The 20,818-nt window shown below is 63.4% G+C and carries 11 protein-coding genes; 9 read left to right on the top strand and 2 right to left on the bottom strand.

All coding sequences use genetic code 11. From position 1 onward, the window contains the following. Nucleotides 1–9 precede the first annotated feature (9 nt). The gene (locus VXM69_RS09750) at nucleotides 10–6,045 is read right to left on the bottom strand and encodes an alpha-2-macroglobulin (RefSeq protein ID WP_367188503.1); all 6,036 of its coding nucleotides are present in this window, start codon (nucleotides 6,043–6,045) and stop codon (nucleotides 10–12) included. A 305-nt stretch (nucleotides 6,046–6,350) separates the two neighbouring features. Between VXM69_RS09750 and VXM69_RS09745 the strand changes: the two genes are divergently transcribed. From VXM69_RS09745 to VXM69_RS09705, 9 genes are all read left to right on the top strand, one after another. Continuing rightward, the gene (locus VXM69_RS09745; RefSeq protein WP_049028374.1) at nucleotides 6,351–6,857 is read left to right on the top strand and encodes a sugar dehydrogenase complex small subunit; all 507 of its coding nucleotides are present in this window, start codon (nucleotides 6,351–6,353) and stop codon (nucleotides 6,855–6,857) included. Next, on the top strand, nucleotides 6,857–8,476 hold the full coding sequence (locus VXM69_RS09740) for a GMC family oxidoreductase (protein WP_034187894.1): 1,620 nt from the start codon (nucleotides 6,857–6,859) through the stop codon (nucleotides 8,474–8,476). Before VXM69_RS09745 ends, VXM69_RS09740 begins: the two co-directional genes overlap by 1 nt. Before the next feature lie 2 nt (nucleotides 8,477–8,478). Beyond that, entirely contained in the window at nucleotides 8,479–9,756 is a 1,278-nt protein-coding gene (locus tag VXM69_RS09735; protein WP_367188502.1) for a c-type cytochrome, read from the top strand. A gap of 172 nt (nucleotides 9,757–9,928) precedes the next feature. After that, nucleotides 9,929–10,348, top strand: coding sequence for a DoxX family protein (locus VXM69_RS09730; RefSeq protein ID WP_034187892.1), 420 nt, complete (start codon nucleotides 9,929–9,931; stop codon nucleotides 10,346–10,348). A gap of 63 nt (nucleotides 10,349–10,411) precedes the next feature. Continuing rightward, nucleotides 10,412–11,515: a porin gene (locus VXM69_RS09725; protein ID WP_034187891.1), complete on the top strand. Its 1,104-nt coding sequence runs from the start codon at nucleotides 10,412–10,414 to the stop codon at nucleotides 11,513–11,515. Between the two features lie 784 nt (nucleotides 11,516–12,299). After that, nucleotides 12,300–14,804, top strand: a complete 2,505-nt coding sequence (locus VXM69_RS09720; protein WP_367188501.1) for a type VI secretion system Vgr family protein — start codon at nucleotides 12,300–12,302, stop codon at nucleotides 14,802–14,804. A gap of 59 nt (nucleotides 14,805–14,863) precedes the next feature. Continuing rightward, complete coding sequence (locus VXM69_RS09715) at nucleotides 14,864–17,809, top strand: lytic transglycosylase domain-containing protein (protein WP_367188500.1); 2,946 nt, start codon at nucleotides 14,864–14,866, stop codon at nucleotides 17,807–17,809. After that, nucleotides 17,793–18,626 carry a tetratricopeptide repeat protein gene (locus tag VXM69_RS09710; protein WP_367188499.1) on the top strand — a complete coding sequence of 278 codons (834 nt, stop codon included), beginning with the start codon at nucleotides 17,793–17,795 and terminating at the stop codon, nucleotides 18,624–18,626. Before VXM69_RS09715 ends, VXM69_RS09710 begins: the two co-directional genes overlap by 17 nt. Then, complete coding sequence (locus VXM69_RS09705) at nucleotides 18,616–18,870, top strand: PAAR domain-containing protein (protein WP_367188498.1); 255 nt, start codon at nucleotides 18,616–18,618, stop codon at nucleotides 18,868–18,870. Before VXM69_RS09710 ends, VXM69_RS09705 begins: the two co-directional genes overlap by 11 nt. A gap of 620 nt (nucleotides 18,871–19,490) precedes the next feature. On the opposite strand, the gene VXM69_RS09700 is transcribed toward VXM69_RS09705, so the two are convergent. Beyond that, the gene (locus VXM69_RS09700; RefSeq protein WP_069704662.1) at nucleotides 19,491–20,810 is read right to left on the bottom strand and encodes an MFS transporter; all 1,320 of its coding nucleotides are present in this window, start codon (nucleotides 20,808–20,810) and stop codon (nucleotides 19,491–19,493) included. Nucleotides 20,811–20,818 lie beyond the last annotated feature (8 nt).

Genomic DNA, 20,818 nt, shown 5'->3' with positions numbered 1-20,818 from the left:
ACGGTCTCGTTACTTGCCCGCGTCGGGCGCCTTCACGGTCATCGGCGGGTTCGGCCACAGGCCGTGGACGGACGGCGCGTACAGCGCCTCGACGCGCGTCGGCGGCAGCCCGAACGTGCCGACGTTGTTCAGCCGCACCGTGTACTCGACCGAGAATTTGCCCTTCGGCAGATAGTCGTAGTACGCGCGGTAGCCGTCGAAATCGCGCTCGATGAATGCCGGCCATGCGCCGTCCGGCGTCTTCTCGCCCTGCGTTGCCGCTTCGGAGTCGCGGCCGAGGCCCGAGCCGAGGATCGTCGCGCCGGCCGGGATCGGATCGTTGACGGCGACCCACGTCATGTCGCTCTGCGCATCGATGTCGAGATGCACGCGCACGACGTCGCCGCGCGTCAGCACGCCCTTGACGGCCGGCGACACGGGCGTGACGGTCTTCGTGATCCGGTAGCCGGCCGCGAACGGCGCACGCAGCGGCACGGCCGCGAGGCTCTCGACCGTCGCCCACGGGCGGCCCGTGCCGTCCTGCGTGACGGACAGCGTGGCTGGCCCCTGCGACGCACGCGGCCACGGCAGCATCACGCTGCGCGCGGCGGCGGCGCGGGTCGCGGCGGTGGCCGACACCGGTGCGTCGGCAGGCGCCGGCGCCTGCGACCACGAGATCGAACGCTCGTCGCCGCCGAGCGCGACCTTCGTCGCGCCGGCGACCGGCGTGCTCTCGTAGGTGCGCGAGAAGCGCTCGACCGCGAGCAGCCCGAGGGCGTTCGACGTCGTCGTCTGCCATGCGCCCTGGCGCTGCAGCGCGAGCAGGCCGGCCGTCACCCGCGGCATCTCGTCCTTCCATGCCGGGTCGCCCGCGAATTCCAGCGCGAGACGCGCGGCGTTGGTCTCGTTGCTGGTCATCAGCCACCACAGGTCGTCGTCGCGTGCGGTCGAGAACACGAGCTGCGTGCCCTGGTACGTCAGGCGCGCCCGCAGGATCTGTTCGACCTGCGCGCGTTTCTCGTCGCGCTGCGGGATGTCCTTCACGCGCGTCAGGATCGCGTGATAGTCGATCACCGCCGACGTCGGCCACTGGTTCGGCGCGATCTCGATCGAGCCGAGCATGCGGCCCTGCGCGGCGCCGAAGCGCGACAGCGCCTCGATCGCGGCGAGCTTGCGCAGGTCGCGATCCTGGCGCGGCGCCCACGCGTTGCGCTCGATGCGGCCGTCGACGAAGCGTGCAAGCCCGGCCTCGAGCTGCGTGCGCAGGTCTTCCGGCAGCGCGAAGCGCGGGTCGAGGCGGCTGGCTTCGTCCGACACCACGAGCAGGTACGACGACAACGTCGGGCTGCCGTGGTGCGAATCGTCGGACGACGGCGGGAAATAGCTCGCCAGCCCGTCACCGTCGAGGTAGACCGGCATGCGGGCGATCAGCGCCTGCCATTGCGCCGGGTCGCGCAGGCCGATCGCGCGTGACGTTTGTTGTTCGAGGCAACGGTACGGATAACGCTCGAACCAGCGCCGCACGCCGGGCAGGCCGTCGGCGAGCTTCGACTGCAGCGAGACGGCGATGCCGCCGCGCGGCGAACCCTGCGCGTTGTTCACGGCGCCGGCCGGGGCCGACACGGGCACCGTCAGCGTGCCGTCGACCTGGGCGAGCGTGGCCTGCTGCACGGTCACCGGCAGGGCCGGCACGACCTTCTGCGCGACCGCCAGCGCGTCGGACGCGCGCTTGCCGCCTTGCTCGGCCGCCTCGATGCGCCAGTTCAGCGCACCGGCCGCATCGAGCGCTTGCTCGGGCACGGTGATGGTCCAGGCCACCTCGGTTGCCGTATTGGCCGCGAGCGACACGGTTTGCGGCGCAACGTCGAGACCCGTCACGCGCGGCGTCACGACGACCTGCATCGCGCGGTCGGTCGTGTTGCGCAGCGTGACCTGCGCGCGGAACGCGTCGCCTTCGCGCACGAGCGGCGGCAGGCCGGAGATCAGCTGCAGATCCTGCGTACTGCGGATCGACGTGCTGCCCGTGCCGAAACGGTCGGGGCCGACCGCCGCGATCGCGACGATCCGGAAGCGCGTGAGCGCGTCGTTCAGCGGCACCTCGACGGTCGCGCTGCCGCTTGCATCGAGCGTCACGCGCGGATTCCACAGCAGCAGCGTGTCGAACAGCTCGCGCGTCGGCGCGCTGCCGCCTCCGCCGCCGGCCGGCACGGCCTTGCGGCCGAAGTGGCGGCGGCCGACGATCTCCATCTGCGCGGTGGCCGTCTCGACGCCGTACGCGCGCCGGCGCAGCATCGCGTCGAGCAGGTCCCAGCTGTTGTTCGGCATCAGTTCGAGCAGCGCCTCGTCGACGGCCGCGACCGCGATCTGCGTGCCGGCCGGTGCAGGCTGGCCGTTCGGCAGCGTGACCTTCACGTGCGCCTGCGCCTTGCCGCGCACCGTGTAGCGCGTCGCGTCGGTCGTCACGGTCACGCCGAGGCGATGGACGCCCGTGCCGACCTTGATCTCGCCGAGACCATAGCGGAACGCGGGCTTCGACAGGTCGACGAACGCCGTCGGCGCTTCATAGTGGCGGCCTTCGCGCCAGAACGCGCGCGCCCATTCGACCGGCGCTTTCCAGCCCCACGTGAAGAACGAATACCACGGCACCTCGCGAATCCGGCCGCGCAGCGCGAGCACCGACACGTACACGTTCGGCCCCCACGAATCGCCGACCTTCAGGTCGACGGTCGGATTCTTGCCGTTCAGTTCGACGATGTGCGTTTCCATCACGCCGCCGCGTTCGACCGCGACGAGCGCCGTCGCATAGCGGAACGGCATCCGCACCTGGAAGCGGGCCGTTTCGCCCGGTTCGTACGACGTTTTCTCGGGGATCACGTCGATCCGGTCGGTGTTGTCGCCACCGAACCAGAGTTCGTCCTCGCGCGTGACCCACACCGACGTCGACGCATTCGACGTGCGGCCGTCGCCGTCATTCGCGACCGCGATCAACTGCACGTTGCCGGCCTGTTCGAGCGTCGCGTCGCAGGCCATGCGGCCCTTGTCGTCGGTCTTGCCCGAGCACAGCACGCCGAGCTCGCGCGTGTCGCTCTTGTTGTCGTACGCATAGAAGCCGCCGACCATCCGCTTGCGCGACGAGGTCGTGATGTGCGCGACGCCCTTGATCTCGATCGGCACGGACGCGCGCGGCTTGCCCTGCAAATCGACCGCCAGTGCCTGCACCGGCACGCGCTGGCCGACCGACACCCAGCGGCCGGCCTTGATGCCGGCCACCACCGCGGCCGGCCACAGGATCGTGTCGCCGCGGATCGTCTGCACTTCGCCGTTCGGATCGGCGAACGTCGCTTCCAGCGCGATGCGCTTCGGCGCGTCGACGTCGGGCAGACCCTTGAGCGTGACCGAGCCCGCGCCGTTGCGGTCGAGCGTCAGCGGCAGCTTGTCGGCGATCAGCTTCGTCGCGTCGGGATCGTGGTTCGACGAGGACGCGTTGTCGCCGTCCTGCGAATCGTCGTCGGCGTTGCCGTCGCTCGAGTCGGGACGGTACGGCGTGAAGCTGAAATCCTCGAAGCGATCGGCGAACGGCGGCGATGCCCATTTCATCAGCGCCGACACCTGCACGGGCAGGTTCGATGCGCCGCCGCCCGACACGTAGTCGATCTGCACCGCGAGCGGCGCCTCCTTCGCGGCGACGAGCGGGCTCTTCTGCGCGTCGCGCGCGCCGATCGAGCCTTTCAGCACCGGCAGGCGAAACGCCTCGACGCGGAAGCTGCCGCTGTAGTAGGTGGCGGTCGGTGCATCTTCCGGGCCGCCTTCGAGTTCGACACTGTATTCGCCGAGCTTCGCGGCGGCCGGCAGCGTGAACTGCGTGTCCGCGCTATGGTCGGCCGCCCACGTGAGCGGCAGCTTGTACGTCTGGCCCGTGCCGAGATGGCGGATCGTCACACGCGTCGGGGTTTGCGACGGGAACGCGAGACTCTGCAGCGTCTCGGTGCGGATGAAATGCTTCATCGACACGGTTTCACCGGCGCGCAGCAGCGTGCGGTCGAACACCGTATGCGCACGCACGGTCGGCGCGCTGTCGGTGTCGGTCGGCACGTTGAAGCGCCACGATTCGATCCCGCGGTTCCAGCCCGAGCTGACGAACGCCATGTCGGGGCCCGTTTTCGGATCGTTGACGCGCGCCGACACGAAGTAGTCGTCGAAGCGCTGCTCCGACGAGCTGCATGCGCGCTTCGGCTCGAACGGCCCGTCGATCTTCAGCAGGCCCTGCGCGTCGGTCGTGCCGGCCGCGATTTCGTCGCCGTTGCAGTCCGACACGCGGATCTGCGCGTTCGGCACCGGCTTGCCCTTGTCGAGCGTCGTGACCCAGACGAGATTGTTCTCGCGGCCCTGTTTGAGGTGCACGCCGAGGTTCGTCACGAGCACGGTGGTGCGCACGTACATGCTCGACGGCTTCGCGAGCAGCGAGCGGCCGAGCGCGGGCGACGCGAGTTCGAGCACGTAGAAGCCGGGCTTGTCGATCGGCACGCCGATCACCTCGAACGGGCGCAGCGCCTTCGGATCGGCCTGCGGCAGCGTCAGCGTTTGCGCGCCGGGCTCGCCCTCGAGCAGCGACAGCGAGCGCACGTCGATGCGGCGATTCTTCGGCGCGGGCTGTTTTTCGCCGGCTTCGAGCGGCACGTAGACGGGGTGCTGGCCCTTGCGGTCGAGCAGGCCGGGAATCTGGCTGTCGATCGAGCCGGCCGTCATCGACCAGTTGTCGAAGCGGTCGACGGTGCGCATCCACTGGCGGATCGCCGTATCGTTCTCGACCTTCAGGTTCGCGAATTGCGCGCCGCCCGCGTTGAGGCCCGCGATATGCAGGTCGGCCTCGACGTTGCGCAGCGTGACGGGCACGAGCGCGGGCGTGTCGGGTTCGGCGAAGCGCTCGACGATCCCGAACGTGCCCGACGAGAATTTCGCGAGCGGCGGCATCGGCGCGGTGCGTGTCGCCAGCGGGAACAGGTCGGCGTTGGACAGCGAGCGGTCGGTCACGTCGCGCAGGCCCGACGGCAGTTCGATCGTCAGGCCGGCCTGCGCGGGCAGCGGCGGGTTGAACGTGACGGTCGTCACTTCCTCGCTGTGGTCGTCGGCCGCGAAGGTCGGGCTCAGCGCGCCGTCGGGGCCGCGCAGCTTGATCGCTTCGGCGTTCTTGCGCGAGATCGGCGCATTGAACGACAGCGTGAGCGGGCGCAGCGGCGTGCAGGGCGCCTTCGCGTTCTCGCGTTCGCACGAGAAGCTCGCGGCGAACGGCGCGCGTACGGTGAAATCGAAGCGGCGTTCGGTTTCGTTCGCGATGCCGCTCGGGCTCGCGACGCCCTTGCCGTAGACGAGCTGCATCTTCGCGCTGGCCGGCAGCGCCTGCGAGCACGACAGCGTCAGCACGCGCGCGGCTTCCTTCTTGAACCCGAAATGATCGAGCAGCGCGTTGCGCGTATCGTCGTCGGCGGCCGTGACCGGAATGCGGTTGCCGATGCCCGCCGCTTCGCACCAGATGTTCGCGAGCGCCGAACGCGGCTCGGCCGGGCCGTTCAGCTTCAACACGAAAACCTGGTGTTCCTCGATTTCCCGCGAGCCGGGGCGCACCGACACCGGGAACGGGCCGCCCGTCTGGAACGTGAAGCGGCGCGGGCCGCTGGCTGCATTGCCGGCGACCGAGCGCAGCGTGTCGTTGAGCGCGACCGAGCAGCGCACGCCGGGCGGCAGGTCGTTTTCGAAGTCGTAAACCCAGGTCTTGTCGTCGAGCCAGTGACCCTGGCCGCGCGCGGCCGTCGAGTCGTTACAGGTCACGCGGGCGGGGTTCGGCGCGGAGGCCGAGCCGAACGCGACCATCGGTTCGTCGAACTTGACGACACTCTGCCGGACTTCGGTGACGGTGCCTTGCGGCGACACGCTCACCGTGCGCGCCGCGCCCGCGTGCAGCGAAAGCGCCGCTGCGCCGCCGAGCGCCGCGACGGCGCCGATGCGCCAGAGCAGCCGGATGGTGCGGTCGGTTCGATCGGCTTTGTTGTGTTTGTCGTGCTGCTTCATCGCTCGATTGCCCTCGGAGGGAAGCTTTCTGTTTGATTGCACGCGATTCTAACCGACCGTCATGCGCGCGCATCGCGGCGCGCGGGGTGTCGCCGGCATGCGACACCGGGGTTGCGCGCCGCAGATTTGTCGCGCCGACGACACAAAAATGCATCGAAATTTCGATTGTCTCGGATTGCGGAACATTAAATGGACTATAAAAAGATTGTTCGATCCGATTTGTGCGCGTACATTTCAGGTCCGCGCCAATGTTTGAGAAATATCAAGCGTGGTTTTCCCGAATCCGGTGTTCGAGAGAAGGAAACATGCACAACGACAACACTCCCCACTCGCGTCGCGAAAGCGACGCAACCGCAAGCGGCATCACACGGCGTCAATGGCTGCAGGGCGCACTGGCGCTGACGGCGGCGGGCCTCACCGGCTCGCTGGCGTTGCGGGCCTTGGCCGACGATCCCGGCACAGCGCCGCTCGATACGTTCATGACGCTCTCGGAAGCATTGACCGGCAAGAAGGGGCTGAGCCGCGTGCTCGGCGAACGCTTCCTGCAGGCCTTGCAGAAGGGCTCGTTCAAGACGGCCGACAGCCTGCCGCAACTCGCCGGCGCACTTGCGTCCGGTTCGCTGAACCCCGATCAGGAAGCGCTCGCGCTGAAGATTCTTGAAGCGTGGTATCTCGGCATCGTCGACAACGTCGTGATTACCTACGAAGAAGCATTAATGTTCAGCGTCGTCTCCGATACGCTCGTGATTCCCTCGTATTGCCCCAACAAACCCGGCTTCTGGGCCGAAAAACCGATCGAGAGGCAAGCCTGATGGCCGATACCGATACGCAAAAAGCCGACGTCGTCGTCGTCGGATCGGGTGTCGCAGGCGCGATCGTTGCCCACCAGCTCGCGATGGCCGGCAAGTCCGTGATCCTGCTGGAAGCCGGCCCGCGCATGCCGCGCGGCGACATCGTCGAGCGCTTTCGCAACCAGGTCGACAAGACCGATTTCATGGCGCCGTACCCGTCGAGCGCATGGGCGCCGCATCCGGAATACGGCCCGCCGAACGACTACCTGATCCTGAAGGGCGAGCACAAGTTCAACTCGCAGTACATCCGTGCGGTGGGCGGCACGACGTGGCACTGGGCCGCGTCGGCGTGGCGCTTCATCCCGAACGACTTCAAGATGAAGACCGTGTACGGCGTCGGCCGCGACTGGCCGATCCAGTACGACGACCTCGAGCATTGGTACCAGCGCGCCGAGGAGGAACTCGGCGTGTGGGGCCCGGGCCCCGAGGAAGACCTGTACTCGCCGCGCAAGGCGCCGTACCCGATGCCGCCGCTGCCGTTGTCGTTCAACGAGCAGACGATCAAGAGCGCGCTCAACGGTTACGACCCGAAGTTCCACGTGGTGACCGAACCCGTCGCGCGCAACAGCCGCCCGTACGACGGCCGGCCCACTTGTTGCGGGAACAACAACTGCATGCCGATCTGCCCGATCGGCGCGATGTACAACGGCATCGTTCACGTCGAGAAGGCCGAGCAGGCCGGCGCGAAGCTGATCGACAGCGCGGTCGTCTACAAGCTCGAGACCGGGCCGGACAAGCGCATCGTCGCCGCGATCTACAAGGACAAGACGGGTGCCGACCATCGCGTCGAGGGCAAGTACTTCGTCGTGGCCGCGAACGGCATCGAGACGCCGAAGATCCTGCTGATGTCGGCGAACCGCGATTTCCCGAACGGCGTCGCGAACAGCTCCGACATGGTCGGCCGCAACCTGATGGACCATCCGGGCACCGGCGTGTCGTTCTACGCGAACGAGAAGCTGTGGCCGGGCCGCGGCCCGCAGGAGATGACCTCGTTGATCGGTTTCCGCGACGGCCCGTTCCGCGCGACCGAAGCCGCGAAGAAGATCCACCTGTCGAACATGTCGCGCATCAACCAGGAGACGCAGAAGATCTTCAAGGCCGGCAAGCTGATGAAGCCCGCGGAACTCGACGCGCAGATCCGCGACCGCTCCGCGCGCTACGTGCAGTTCGACTGTTTCCACGAAATCCTGCCGCAGCCCGAGAACCGCATCGTGCCGAGCAAGACGGCCACCGACGCGATCGGCATCCCGCGCCCCGAGATCACGTACGCGATCGACGATTACGTGAAGCGCGGCGCCGTGCACACGCGCGAGGTCTACGCGACGGCCGCGAAGGTGCTGGGCGGCACCGAAGTCGTCTTCAACGACGAGTTCGCGCCGAACAACCACATCACGGGCGCGACGATCATGGGCGCGGATGCACGCGACTCGGTCGTCGACAAGGACTGCCGCACGTTCGACCATCCGAACCTGTTCATCTCGAGCAGCTCGACGATGCCGACCGTCGGTACGGTGAACGTGACGCTGACGATCGCGGCGCTTGCGCTGCGGATGTCGGACACGCTGAAGAAGGAAGTCTGACCGTGCGGAAATCTACTCTCACCTTCCTCCTTGCCGGCTGCCTCGCGTTGCCGGGTCTCGTACGCGCGGCCGACTCGGCCGATCCGGCGCAGGTCAAGCGCGGCGAATATCTCGCGATCGCGGGCGACTGCATGGCGTGCCACACCGCGAAGGGCGGCAAGCCGTTCGCGGGCGGTCTCGGCATGCCGGTGCCGATGCTCGGCAAGATCTATACGAGCAACATCACGCCCGATCCGGATACCGGCATCGGCAACTGGACGTTCGACGACTTCGAGCGCGCGGTTCGCCACGGTGTCTCGAAGAACGGCGACAACCTGTACCCGGCGATGCCGTACGTGTCGTACGCGAAGATCAACGACGACGACGTGCAGGCGCTGTATGCGTACTTCATGCACGGCGTCGAGCCGGTCAAGCAGGCGCCGCCGAAGAACGAGATCCCCGCGCTGCTGAGCATGCGCTGGCCGCTGAAGGTCTGGAACTGGCTGTTCCTGAAGGACGGCGTGTACCAGCCGAAGCCGGCGCAGAGCGCCGAATGGAACCGCGGTGCGTATCTGGTGCAGGGCCTCGCGCACTGCAGCACGTGCCATACGCCGCGCGGCATCGCGATGCAGGAGAAATCGCTCGACGAAACCGGCGGCAGCTTCCTGTCGGGTTCGGTACTCGCAGGCTGGGACGGCTACAACATCACGTCCGACCCGAACGCGGGGATCGGCGGATGGACGCAGCAGCAGCTCGTCCAGTACCTGCGCACCGGCAGCGTGCCGGGCCTCGCGCAGGCGGCCGGCCCGATGGCCGAGGCGATCGAGCACAGCTTCTGGAAGATGACGGAAGCGGACATCGGCGCGATCTCGACGTACATCCGCACGGTGCCGGCGGTGGCCAGCGGCGACGCGAAGCAGTCGCGCTCGTCGTGGGGCAAGCCGGCCGAGGACGGGCTGAAGCTGCGCGGCGTCGCGCTCGCGTCGTCGGGCATCGATCCGGCGCGGCTGTACCTCGGCAACTGCGCGACGTGCCACCAGATGCAGGGCAAGGGCACGCCGGACGGTTATTACCCGCCGCTGTTCCACAACTCGACGGTCGGCGCGCCGAATCCGACCAACCTCGTGCAGGTGATCCTGAACGGCGTGCAGCGCAAGGCCGGCAGCGAGGATGTCGGGATGCCGGCATTCCGTCACGAGCTGTCGGACGCGCAGATCGCCGCGCTGACGAACTACCTGACCGGGCAGTTCGGCAATCCGGCCGCGAAGGTGACCGAGCAGGACGTCGCGAAGCTGCGCTGACGCGGCGCGCGGCGAAGCAGGGCAACAATAGACAAGAGGAGGCGCACAGCACATCGGGCGGGCCCGATGCCGGTTGTTGCAGAGCGGGGCGGGCGGCGCAGGCGGCCGCCCGTCCTGGATCGTTGGCAATCCGGTGCGCGTAGACCGTGCATCGCTTTCGTTGATCGAGACCATGACACCGAATCAACCGTTTCTCGCGTCCCAGCGCGATGTGCTGCTGCTGTTGTCCCGAATCCTGCTCGTGATCCTGTTCGTGATGTTCGGCTGGAAGAAGATCGTCGACTTCTCCGGTACGATCGCGTTCATGGGTTCGGAGGGCGCGCCCGCGCCGATCGTGTCCGCGGCGATCTCCGTCGTGATGGAGCTGTTCGCCGGCATCGCGATCCTGGTCGGCTTCCAGACGCGCCCGCTCGCGCTGCTGCTGGCGCTCTATACGATCGGCACCGGCATCATCGGCCACCACTACTGGACGATGACGGGCGGCGAGCAGATCAACAACATGATTCATTTCTACAAGAACATCGCGATCGCGGGCGGCTTGCTTGCACTGTGCGCAGCGGGCCCCGGCCGATATTCGATCGATCGCGGATAAACGGACCCTGGGCGCGCGCATGGGGCGCGCGCGGGAAGGTCGAGACTCCGAGGGGGCATCATTTTGCGACTTAAACATTTCGCATGGCTGATCGCGGCCGCCACACCGGCGGCCGCCTTTGCACAGACGAGCGTGACGCTGTACGGCCGGATCGACGGCGGCATCGAATACCTGAATCACATCGCGACGCCGAACGGCAGCAAGTCGCGCTGGAGCGCGGAAGGCGGCGACTGGGGCACCAGCATGTTCGGCCTGAAGGGCGTCGAGGATCTCGGCGGCGGGCTGTCGACGGTCTTCAACCTGGAAACCGCGTTCCAGGTGATGAACGGCACGACGGGCGGCGGTCGCATGTGGTCCCGCCGCGCGTATGTCGGGCTGAAGAGCAACACGTGGGGCCAGCTGCAGGCCGGCCGCAACCTGTTCATCGACAGCGACGGCGTGTGGGAATTCGACCCGTTCGTTCAGCAGGCGTTTTCGTCGGCGTCGCTCGTGCGTGGCCGCAACTGGCAGCAGAGCAGCAACAACATCGAATATCACAGCCCGGTGATCGGCGGCTTCGACGTGCAGGCGCAGTATGCGTTCGGCAACCAGTCGCGCGGCTTCAACTACGGCGCGGCCGACGATTTCGGCCGCTCGGACGGGATCATGATCTCGTACCATTCGCCGGTGCTCGACGTACGCGGCATCTACGACGAACTGCGCGACAACAACGGCAAGTTCAGCAACATCTTCACCGCGTCGCGCGAGTATTTCGTCGGCGCGAACGTGAAGGTGCAGAAGTTCAAGATCCAGGGCGCGTATACGCACTACCAGGCGCCGGACAGCCCGGCCGGCGTGGCCGATCGCGCCGATCACTACTGGCTCGGCGCGACCTATGCGGCGAATCCGCAATGGGCCGTGACGGCCGGCGGCTATTACGTGAAGGTGGGCGACGGCGGCAGCGACGCATCGCACGATCCGTCGGGGCACGCGATGATGTACGTGCTCGGCACCACGTACAACCTGTCGAAGCGCACGTTCCTGTACGGCACGGTCGCGTATGTGCGCAACGGCGGGAATTCGAACTTCTCGCTGCTCGCGACGCCGCGCGATGCGACGTCGGGCACGAGCCCGCTGGCGGGCGAGTCGCAGACGGGGGCGTATGTGGGGATGATGCATACGTTCTAAGCGGGCAACGGCAGATACGTAAAAGGCACGGGTGGTCGCACCCGTGCTTTTTTTGCGTTTACGGCGACTGCGAAGATGATTGCGGCGAGCATATTGGTGTCGACGCGGAATTCGAATGCATCTTGCGAGCCGGGACGGCTGTTATATCGCTGCCGTACATCGAGCGGCCATCGGTTCGCTCATAGCGTATGGTGTACCTGAGTAGTGCGCTGCCGGTGATGCGCACTCGATGGATTCACACTCCGCAACGTTTACGGTCCGGAAATCCGAAGCAGATAACGGATCCGCGATTCGTCGCTATCAACTGATATCGCCACTATTCGATCCGTTCGGCCGACAGCGCGGACGTGTCCATGAAGATCGTGCACCGGCGACCATTACCGCACGAAAACCGAGGCTGGCGCCCGTACGGCATGCCATGTCCATCTTCATCCCGGCAATCACGACTTTGCCGACGCTGCCGAATGCAGTTGCTCGACCAGTCGCGAGCCGATGCTTCCCGCGACATTGCCGCAATCGAAAGCAGGATGTAAGTTGTGCGGGATTCATTCCGACGCGTTGCGACGCTGAATGGGAAAGCATCATCAGCGTACGACGGGACCGATCACGATTGGATGCGGTGAATGCCGATTCGGTCCGATTCAGTGGTTTGAATCGCGCCGGTGCCCGAAGATTCTCACCAGTGGTCGCAATTCCGGGCCTTTTCCTCTTTTGACGAGATAGCAATCAGCTCGTGGCGTTGCCCGGCGGTCGTTTCTGTTACTACATGGTACGGGGTAGCCTGATGGTTTCCGATTTGCTGAACAAGGCGCTGCGCGCGCAATACACGCAACACGGACGGATTGTCCGTCTTGACACGCCGCTTGGCGAAGACCGGTTGATCCCGCTCTATGTCCGGGGGCGTGCGTGCTTGGGGCGAGACTTTGAATTCACGATCGATGCAACCTCGACCCGGCTCGAATTGATTCAGGCCAAGGCCCTGATTCGGCAATCCGTGACGCTGTGGATTCGGCAGACGGACGGGAGCGAAATGCCGATTCACGGTTATGTGACTGCGTTCAGTCGCTTGGGCGCGGACGGTGCCAACACCTACTACCAGCTTCGGTTCAATTCGTTCCTCGCGCTGCTTCGGCTGGGCAGCGACCGTCGGGACTGGATCGAGGCGCCCGCACAGCAAACCGTGTCCGACGTGCTCGCAAAGTATCCGCAGGCATCCGGTAACGTGACCTGGCAATTGCGCCGAGCGCTACGTTCGTATTCTCAGCGCATGCAATGGGAATCCGACTGGAACTACGTCCACCGCACGTTTGAGGAACTCGGCCTGTTTCCGCGTTTCGACATTGCACCGGACGGCAAGTCGCATCGGGTCGTCATCATGGACGACCTTTTTTCAGTTCCCGAATTGAAGCGCAGGACCATCTCGTTTAGCGGTTCGGTGCAGGACGAGGAATTCGACGGCCTGAGCGAATGGATCGATTCGCAAGAAATCCAGTCCGCCGAACTCGACACGGGCACGTTCGATTACAAGCGTCCGGATCTTTCCAAACACGTCACGATGCCCGCATTCGATCTCGACGATGTTCCAGGCTTGGGCGAGCAATACGAATACACGGGGTCGCACACGTGGTCGGATCGCGACATGGGCGAGGCTCAAGCGAACTTTATCGCCGAGGAATGGCGCTCACGCGCTCAGCGCTTCTACGGAGCGGGTGCGCTGCGTTGCGCATGGCCGGGTCGCTATGGCCTGCTGACCGGGCACCCGGTGCACGATGCGCAGTTGGAACAGGATCGCGAGATGGCGATTCTTTCCGTGAGCTGGCTCATCCAGAATAACGTGCCGGGGCTGGAAAACCTGATGCGCTTTCGCAAGAGCGTGCGCGCGGAGGTCGAGCAAGTGCGTACGAATGGTGCAGGTTCGGTGGTGCGCCATACCGACGGTGGCGTTGGATTTTTCCACGTCGAAATCGAAGCGCAGCGGCGTCGCGTCGCGTTTCGCAGTCCGTTCGAACACAAGAGGCCCGTCATGCAGCTTCAGACCGGCATTGTCGGCGGACCGGGCAGCGAGGAAATCCATACGGATGCGATGTTGCGAGCGAAGGTTCGATTGACATCCGATCGACTCAATGACGGCGACCAGAACGTCTCGGCGTGGATACGCGCGGCGATGCCCGATGCGGGCCACAAGCGCGGCGGCATGTTTCCGCTGCGCAAGAACGACGAAGTCCTGATCGGCTTCGTTAACGGTGATTGCGATCGCCCCGTGATTCTGTCGAGAATGCACGGTGGCGAAAGCATGCCGGAATGGCACACGCACGGGCTGACCTCGGGCTTGTTGTCGCGCGAATACGGGGGTGAAGGTTATAACCAGCTGATGATGGACGACGCCAGCGGGCAGAACCGCGTGCACTTGTATTCGACGAGTTACAGCTCGCATTTGCACCTGGGCTACCTGATCCAGCATTCGGGCAACACGCGCGGTGCATTCATCGGACAGGGCTTCGACCTCAAGTCATTGGGCTACGGTGCGGTGCGGGCCGAACAAGGGCTCTATGTGTCGACGCAACCGGCAGCCACGCAACCGATGCGTGCGACGGCGGCATCCGAACAGCTTACTCGCGCCGAAGCGATGCTGGCGACGACGTCGCAGGCGAGCCAGACGAATCGGGCGCAGAGTCAGCAAGACGGCCACGATGCACTGAAAACTTTCACGGACGCAACGCGGCACCCGGTGGCCGGCACGATCAAGGGGGGGCGCACGGCAGGCGGTGGCACGGGCAACGCGAACGGCTTCGCGAAGCCGATCATGCTGCTGTCGAGTCCGGAAGGCATTGCCGTATCGACACAAGGGTCGGCACACGTTACGGCAAACAAGCAAGCCAATGTGGTTGCCGGCGAGAACATCAACCTCGCGGCCGGGCGAGCATTGCTCGCCAGTGTGCTGGAGCGAATCAGCCTCTTTGCGGAAAAACTCGGTGTCAAGATCTACGCGGGGAGCGGGCCGATAGACCTTCAGGCGCAGAACGATTCGATGAGCTTGGCCGCATCGCAAGACGTGAAAATTACGGCGGGCAAGAGGATGTATCTGTCGGCTGACGAAATCTGGATCGGCGCAAATGGTTCGTACATCAAACTGACGGCGAACATGATCGAGAACGCAACCTCCGGCCAGATTGTAGAAAAGTGTGCGGATTGGGAGAAAGCGGGAGCGGCAAGCGGCGCGCTGCGAAACCCGCTGCATTCGTCGCCGGTATCGGCCGACGGCGGTCGTTTCACCGTGTTCTCCGGTTAAACCGCGCGGCGGGCTCGTTCCAATACAAAAATCCTGAAACCGAATCCGAGTCGGGAATCATGAGCAAGACAACACCCAAAAAGAAGCACCATCCGGCGTCCGCCCCAAAATCGGCCGCCAAACCTGCGGAACCGGCGGATACGGCACTGAGCTGGGCCTACCCGTTCACGCCTGTGGGCAAGAACGACGCGGCCGACCCGATGACCTATTTCAGGGCGCTGGCCAAGTGCGAAAACGGCTTTTATCCGCTCGGCGTCAGCGGCATGTGGCACGGTGGCGTGCACTTCGCCGACGGCAGCGCGGAAATGCTGAAGCAGGACAGCGGCGTGCGCGCGATTGCGGACGGCAAAATCGTGGCGTATCGGCTGAACGCGAAATACGAGGAAACGACGTACCCGAACAATGCTGGTCGGGCGCACTACTCGACCGGCTTTGTACTGGTCCGCCACGAACTGAAGTTGCCGCCGAAGCCGGCCGCGAAGGAATCCGCGAAATCGGCTCCCGCATCGGCCCCCGCGCCTGCATCGACTGATACCGCGCCCCTGACAACCGCCCCTGCCAATAACGCGCCGTCCAACGGTAAACCGGCGAACGACAAATCCCTCGTGTTCTTCAGCCTGTACATGCACACGATGGATTGGGCCGGCTATCAGAAAGCAATTGAACAGGCGAAATCGAACCCGAAGCCTGACCCGGCGCTTCCGGTACCGATGTCGTATTGGGAAGGCGATCGCTACTATCGAGTGGGCGGCAAGGCGAAGGACAAGCAAACCGTTCCGAAGCGGAAGGCGCCTGCGCAGCCATCCGCGAAGCGGATCAATGGTGCCGACGATCTGCCTGTCAACAACACGAACCAGAACGAGCCTCCGCCCGCAGATAGCGGTCAAGATGCCACTCCTCCAGCGCCGGAGACAGGCTTGCACATTCGAGAGTTGCCGAACGGAAAGAGCAAGATTATCGGGATATTACCGATCGGGGCCGAAATCGTTGCGGGCGAAGGCGATCCCACGCACCTGGACTGGATCAAGATCAAGTCCATTAAATCGGGCACGGTTTTGTCTGCCGAAGTCGGTAAGCCGGTGTCCCCCCAAGCGCCGTGGAGCTACGTGTTCAAAGGGGACCTGGACGCTGTTGTCGATCCGAAACCGCTCGATACGGTAGTGATCCTGAAGGAGCCGCAGCGCGTCAAGGCAGGCGAAGTCGTCGCGCATGTCGGCCAGTATCAATGGCCCAGTAAGGCGAGCCCGATACCGCCGAAGCCGAACTATCCGATGTTGCATCTCGAAGTGTTCGCGGGGCCGGACCTGAAAGACTTCATCGATCAAAGCCGTGCGCATGCGAAAGAATTGAACGATAAAAACAAACCGCTTCTGGAAATCGAGCCGGGGGCCAAGCTGGTCAGCGAAGTGCCCGCGCCGGATCAGAAACTGACCCAATCCGGATTGAAGCTTGTACCGATAGGCGACGCAAAGGGTTCGCGCTGGATCAAGGTGCAGCCAAAGAGCGTGATGACTGTGCCCGCGAAAGGCAAGCAGAAGGCCAAACAAACCTTCGCGGACGTTGGGAACCCGATGTGGGTTGAAAGCAGTCTCGCGAACACGATCAGCACGTCGAATGTCGCGGGATGGCAGAACTTTCCGCTGGACGTTTCCAAGGCAAGCGGGCCGGGAGCGGATTTCCGGGATGTGCTCCGCCGTACGGGTCTCGACAAGCTTGGGGCGGACAATGTCGCGATCGACGACAAGGGGCATCACTGGTGGAACATCACGATTGGTTCGAAGGACGGTTCCGCACGACAGGGATGGGTATGCGATACCGGTCATGACGGCGTGCAGTTGCGTAGCCCTTGGGAATGGCCGGGTTTCGAATTGGTCGACAACGGCAGCGTCAGCCCTGCCGACATGTTCAAACGCCATATCCATACGACCGAACAATATCTGGCGGATGAGGAAGGTACCGAGTTCAAGGGCGCGGCGGGGAAGGTCAACGCTGGCGAACTCATCACGAAACTTGAAACGGCGATCGATACGAACCACGACGGGAAGGTGACTGCACAGGAACTGAAGCATGCGCTGGAAACGCGGTGGATGGCTGAAGCGGTTTCGCACCTTGTTGTGCGCAATGAAACCGAATGGGGTGGCGGTATGGGCAAGTGGGAGGAACTCACCCCGCTCATGAAGAAGCAGACCGAGATGTGGAAGACGGAACTTGATCGGCTTGCCAAGCTTCAGTGGTGGGAACAAGTCAAGGGAGTTGATGGCTTTCCTACGGACCTCTCGCCTTGGCACTTCCATCCGATTGGGTTGCTGGGGAATTTCCTCGCCACTGTCAGAAAACGACGGGATTACGATCTTGGAGGGTTGTCGACATATTACGAAACGGGTGGCCGAGGGCCAATTGCCATCTCTGGTGGTCAAGGAGACCCCGGGGGAGTTTCGTACGGATCGTATCAGTTTACGAGCCAAACGCGACAGAAGCATGGTGAGCCCATCATTGGCGGTAGAGTAAAGGAGTTTGTTTCATGGTCTGGATTTCCCTGGCCAAACGCCTTTGAAGGATTAACGCCGGGATCGTTGGAGTTCTCTGATAAATGGCGAGAGCTTGTGAAGTCAGATGAATCTAAATTTCATGATGCAGAGCATAAGTTCACGAGAGAAACTCACTACGACATCCAGATTAAAACAATTGAGGTTTTTGCGCGTGTTGACATGAGGTACCATTCTCATGCGCTGAATGATGTCATTTGGTCAACGTGCGTTCAACATGGGCCGTCAACCGATGTTATTACAACGGCAATGAGTTCTCTCGAGCCACCGACGGAGACGCGAGACTACGACGTGAAGTTGATTGATGCCATCTATGCAGAGAGGGGTAGGAAAAATTCGGATGGGAAACTTGTTCGATTTATTCATTCGTCGTCTCATGGGCAAGAAAATGTTGCAAAGAGGTTTGTTTCGGAGAGGGCGAAGGCGCAACATGAGCTTGCTAATGAAAAAGATTATTAATTTATCTATTGGTGGATTTTTCACTTTCACAACACTGCTTGCGCACTCCGAGGGTTTTGTCAAATTTTATGAAACTCAAGGAGCGGATGCGGTCCTGGTCAAAGTTGATGACCTGTATACGTTAACGCTATCAGGTGGCGCCCCGCCAGCCGGTGCATCTACTTCGGCGGATTGTTACGTTAAATCTAGAGAGATAAAGTTAAAGAGTGACTCTCTTGATGGAGAGTTCGCGCCTATTCACAACGGAATTGCGAATATTGGCGAGAAGAGTGTTGCGGGTCATCGTGTCTTTGCAAGGGTAAAAAAGTCGATTATTGAAGTAATGGATGCAAACGTTGCGGGGATGTGTGCGGATGATATAGATTTCACTGGAAATTATAAAATAGTAACGGAAGGGGGTGGTTTAAGGGAAAAGTATGCTTATTATCTTGATATGGTTCATCAAGAGGCTATTCTTTTTTTGAAAAATGATCGTCCTAAAGATGCTGCTAAAGTTCTCGCCCCGTATGCTGAGGCATACCAGAAAAATTGGTTGGGCGATCGAGTTACGCGTGATATATTGATTTCGTCTCTTAATGATTATGCATACGCCCTTCAATTAAATAATCGAGATGATGAGGTCATTCCTGTTTTTCTGACTGTGTTATCCGTTGTGCCGAATCGAGCTGTTGCGTGGCTTAATATTGCCGATTCGTACTGGAGCAGGGGGGATGTCGAGAAGGGGCGTGCAGCATATAAGAGGTATGTTAACTTGATGAATAGATCAGGTAATGCTTCAAAGATTCCGTCGAGAGCGCAAGAGAGATATGTCAATTGATATCATTCGTATCGGAGATTCCACTGATCACGGAGGCAAAGTCGAAACTGGTTCATCATCAGTGAAATTCGATGGCCGCTACGTCGCGCGTAAAGGCGACCGCGTATCGTGTCCGCAGCATCCGGAGGTGGCGCCGAACGTTATCGAGGAAGGCGACGAATCGATGAAGGACGACGGCATTCCGGTTGCGCGACACGGTCATCGAGCGACATGCGGCTGTCATCTGATTTCGAGTCTCGGGTGACGCTACAACGGCAGTGGGAAACCTGGCCATTGATGCGGGCGTGTCCATGCAGTATTGCGTCTTTACCCCCAGAATCACGATTTCGCTGATGTCGACCGCGTGCCCACGAAGCAACTCGATCGGGTCTTGTCGAATACGATATCGCGTGCCTTATCGATCGCAAGTTTCGGCAACGGCACAGCGAGTCGGGAGCGATCGGCGAGCCGGCGGACCCGGTGCGACTCACGGCGAACATCGACCCACTCGCGTCGTGTGCACGACAGGTCAACCGGTTGACGTTGGCCAGCAAGCGTTCGCTGCCATGCGGACGATCGGAATCGTGGAACATCCCGCCTGCATGTTGAGCGAAAGCAGCGCTCGTTTTGGGGAGACGGTGTGGGACATTACGTTTCTCCTGAGTGGCCGATGCAGAAGGAGAATCGAAAAGACCCCGTCCGGAACCGGTGGGGCCTGTGGGAATCGGTGACGCTACGATATTGCGCGCACTTGCCGCACGAGCCCGCCGAAGGCGATCGTGCGTGTGGTCGTCGAAAGGGTGATCGTGGTGTTGTGTATTGGTCAATGATGTCCGATGCGCGCGGCGTCAATGACGCTTCACACACCGGGCATCCCCCCACCGCTCAGTCCAACGCCTTCCCCGCCTTTTCATCCATGCAACGAATCGCGAGCAACGTCATCGCGCCACATCCGATCGCATACCACGCCGGCGCATTCGGATTCCCGGTTGCCGCGATCAGCCACGTGACGAAAAATTGTGCGAAGCCGCCGAAGATCGCGACGCCCACGCTGTACACCAGCGCACCGCCCGTCGCCCGCACCGCACGCGGGAACAACTCGCCGAGCATGGCCCCCGTCGCGCCAATGTTGATCGCATGCACGATCGACAGCGCGGCGATGATCGACAGCAGCGACGTGGCGCCCGGCCAGCGGTTCAGCGCGATGAACGCCGGGTAGATCGCGGCCATCAGCGCGATGCGCGTCCACCAGACGATCCGGTTGCGCCCGAACAGGTCGGACAGGTGGCCACCGATCGGCGTCACGAGCATCAGGATCGCGCCGGCGACGCAGCCGGCCGTCATCGACAGCCAGGTCGGCAGATGCAGCACCTGCACGCCGTAGATCGCCATGTAGAACACGATGATGTAGTGGATCGACGTGCCGCCGATCGTCACGCCGAGGCCCGCGAACACCGCCTTGCCGTGATGGCGCAGCACGTCGGCGAGCGGCAGCGACGCGACCGGCTCGTCGTGCGCGGCTGCAGGTGCGGCGGCCGGCACCTCCTCGACGGTGCGGCGCAGCCAGTAGCCGAGCGGCACGAACAGCGTGCCGATGATGAACGGCACGCGCCAGCCCCAGCTTTCGAGTTGCGCGGCGTTCAGCGTCGACGTCAGTGCAACGCCGGTGAGCGCGCCGGCGAGCGCGGCGAGCCCCTGGCTCGAGAACTGGAACGACGCGTAGAAGCCGCGCCGATGCTGCGGCGCCTGCTCGAGCAGCAGCGTCGTCGACGCGCCGACTTCGCCGCCCGACGCGAACCCCTGCAGCAGGCGCGCGAGCACGAGCAGCAGCGGTGCGGCGATGCCGATCTGCGCGAAGGTCGGTGCAACCGCGATCGTCGCGGTGCCGAGCGCCATCAGCAGCAGCGTGAGGATCATCGCGTTCTTGCGGCCGGCACGGTCGGCGTACATGCCGATCACGAGCCCGCCGAGCGGACGCGTGACGAAACCGACGCCGAAGCTCGCGACCGCGAGCATCAACTGCCCGAACGGCGAATGCACGGGAAAGAACAGCTTGCCGATCAGGATCGCGAAGAAGCTGTAGACCGTGAAGTCGTAGAACTCGAGCGCGTTGCCGACGGCGGCGGCCGCTATCAGCCGGCGTTTCTTCGCGGCGGCGCGGGCATCGACCGGCGTACCGGCGAACGGAAGTGCAGACGTTTCCATGGGGTTCC

This window comes from Burkholderia sp. Ed8 (assembly GCF_040761425.1).
Taxonomy (GTDB): Bacteria; Pseudomonadota; Gammaproteobacteria; order Burkholderiales; family Burkholderiaceae; genus Burkholderia; species Burkholderia seminalis.
This window is presented reverse-complemented; position numbering and strand designations above follow the sequence as displayed.

What these genes read in the sequence shown, in the direction of transcription:
- VXM69_RS09750 (WP_367188503.1), bottom strand. Translation starts at nt 6,045, where the DNA reads ATGAAGCAGCACGACAAACACAACAAAGCCGATCGAACCGACCGCACC.
- VXM69_RS09745 (WP_049028374.1), top strand. Translation starts at nt 6,351, where the DNA reads ATGCACAACGACAACACTCCCCACTCGCGTCGCGAAAGCGACGCAACC.
- VXM69_RS09740 (WP_034187894.1), top strand. Translation starts at nt 6,857, where the DNA reads ATGGCCGATACCGATACGCAAAAAGCCGACGTCGTCGTCGTCGGATCG.
- VXM69_RS09730 (WP_034187892.1), top strand. Translation starts at nt 9,929, where the DNA reads ATGACACCGAATCAACCGTTTCTCGCGTCCCAGCGCGATGTGCTGCTG.
- VXM69_RS09720 (WP_367188501.1), top strand. Translation starts at nt 12,300, where the DNA reads ATGGTTTCCGATTTGCTGAACAAGGCGCTGCGCGCGCAATACACGCAA.
- VXM69_RS09715 (WP_367188500.1), top strand. Translation starts at nt 14,864, where the DNA reads ATGAGCAAGACAACACCCAAAAAGAAGCACCATCCGGCGTCCGCCCCA.
- VXM69_RS09710 (WP_367188499.1), top strand. Translation starts at nt 17,793, where the DNA reads ATGAAAAAGATTATTAATTTATCTATTGGTGGATTTTTCACTTTCACA.
- VXM69_RS09705 (WP_367188498.1), top strand. Translation starts at nt 18,616, where the DNA reads ATGTCAATTGATATCATTCGTATCGGAGATTCCACTGATCACGGAGGC.
- VXM69_RS09700 (WP_069704662.1), bottom strand. Translation starts at nt 20,810, where the DNA reads ATGGAAACGTCTGCACTTCCGTTCGCCGGTACGCCGGTCGATGCCCGC.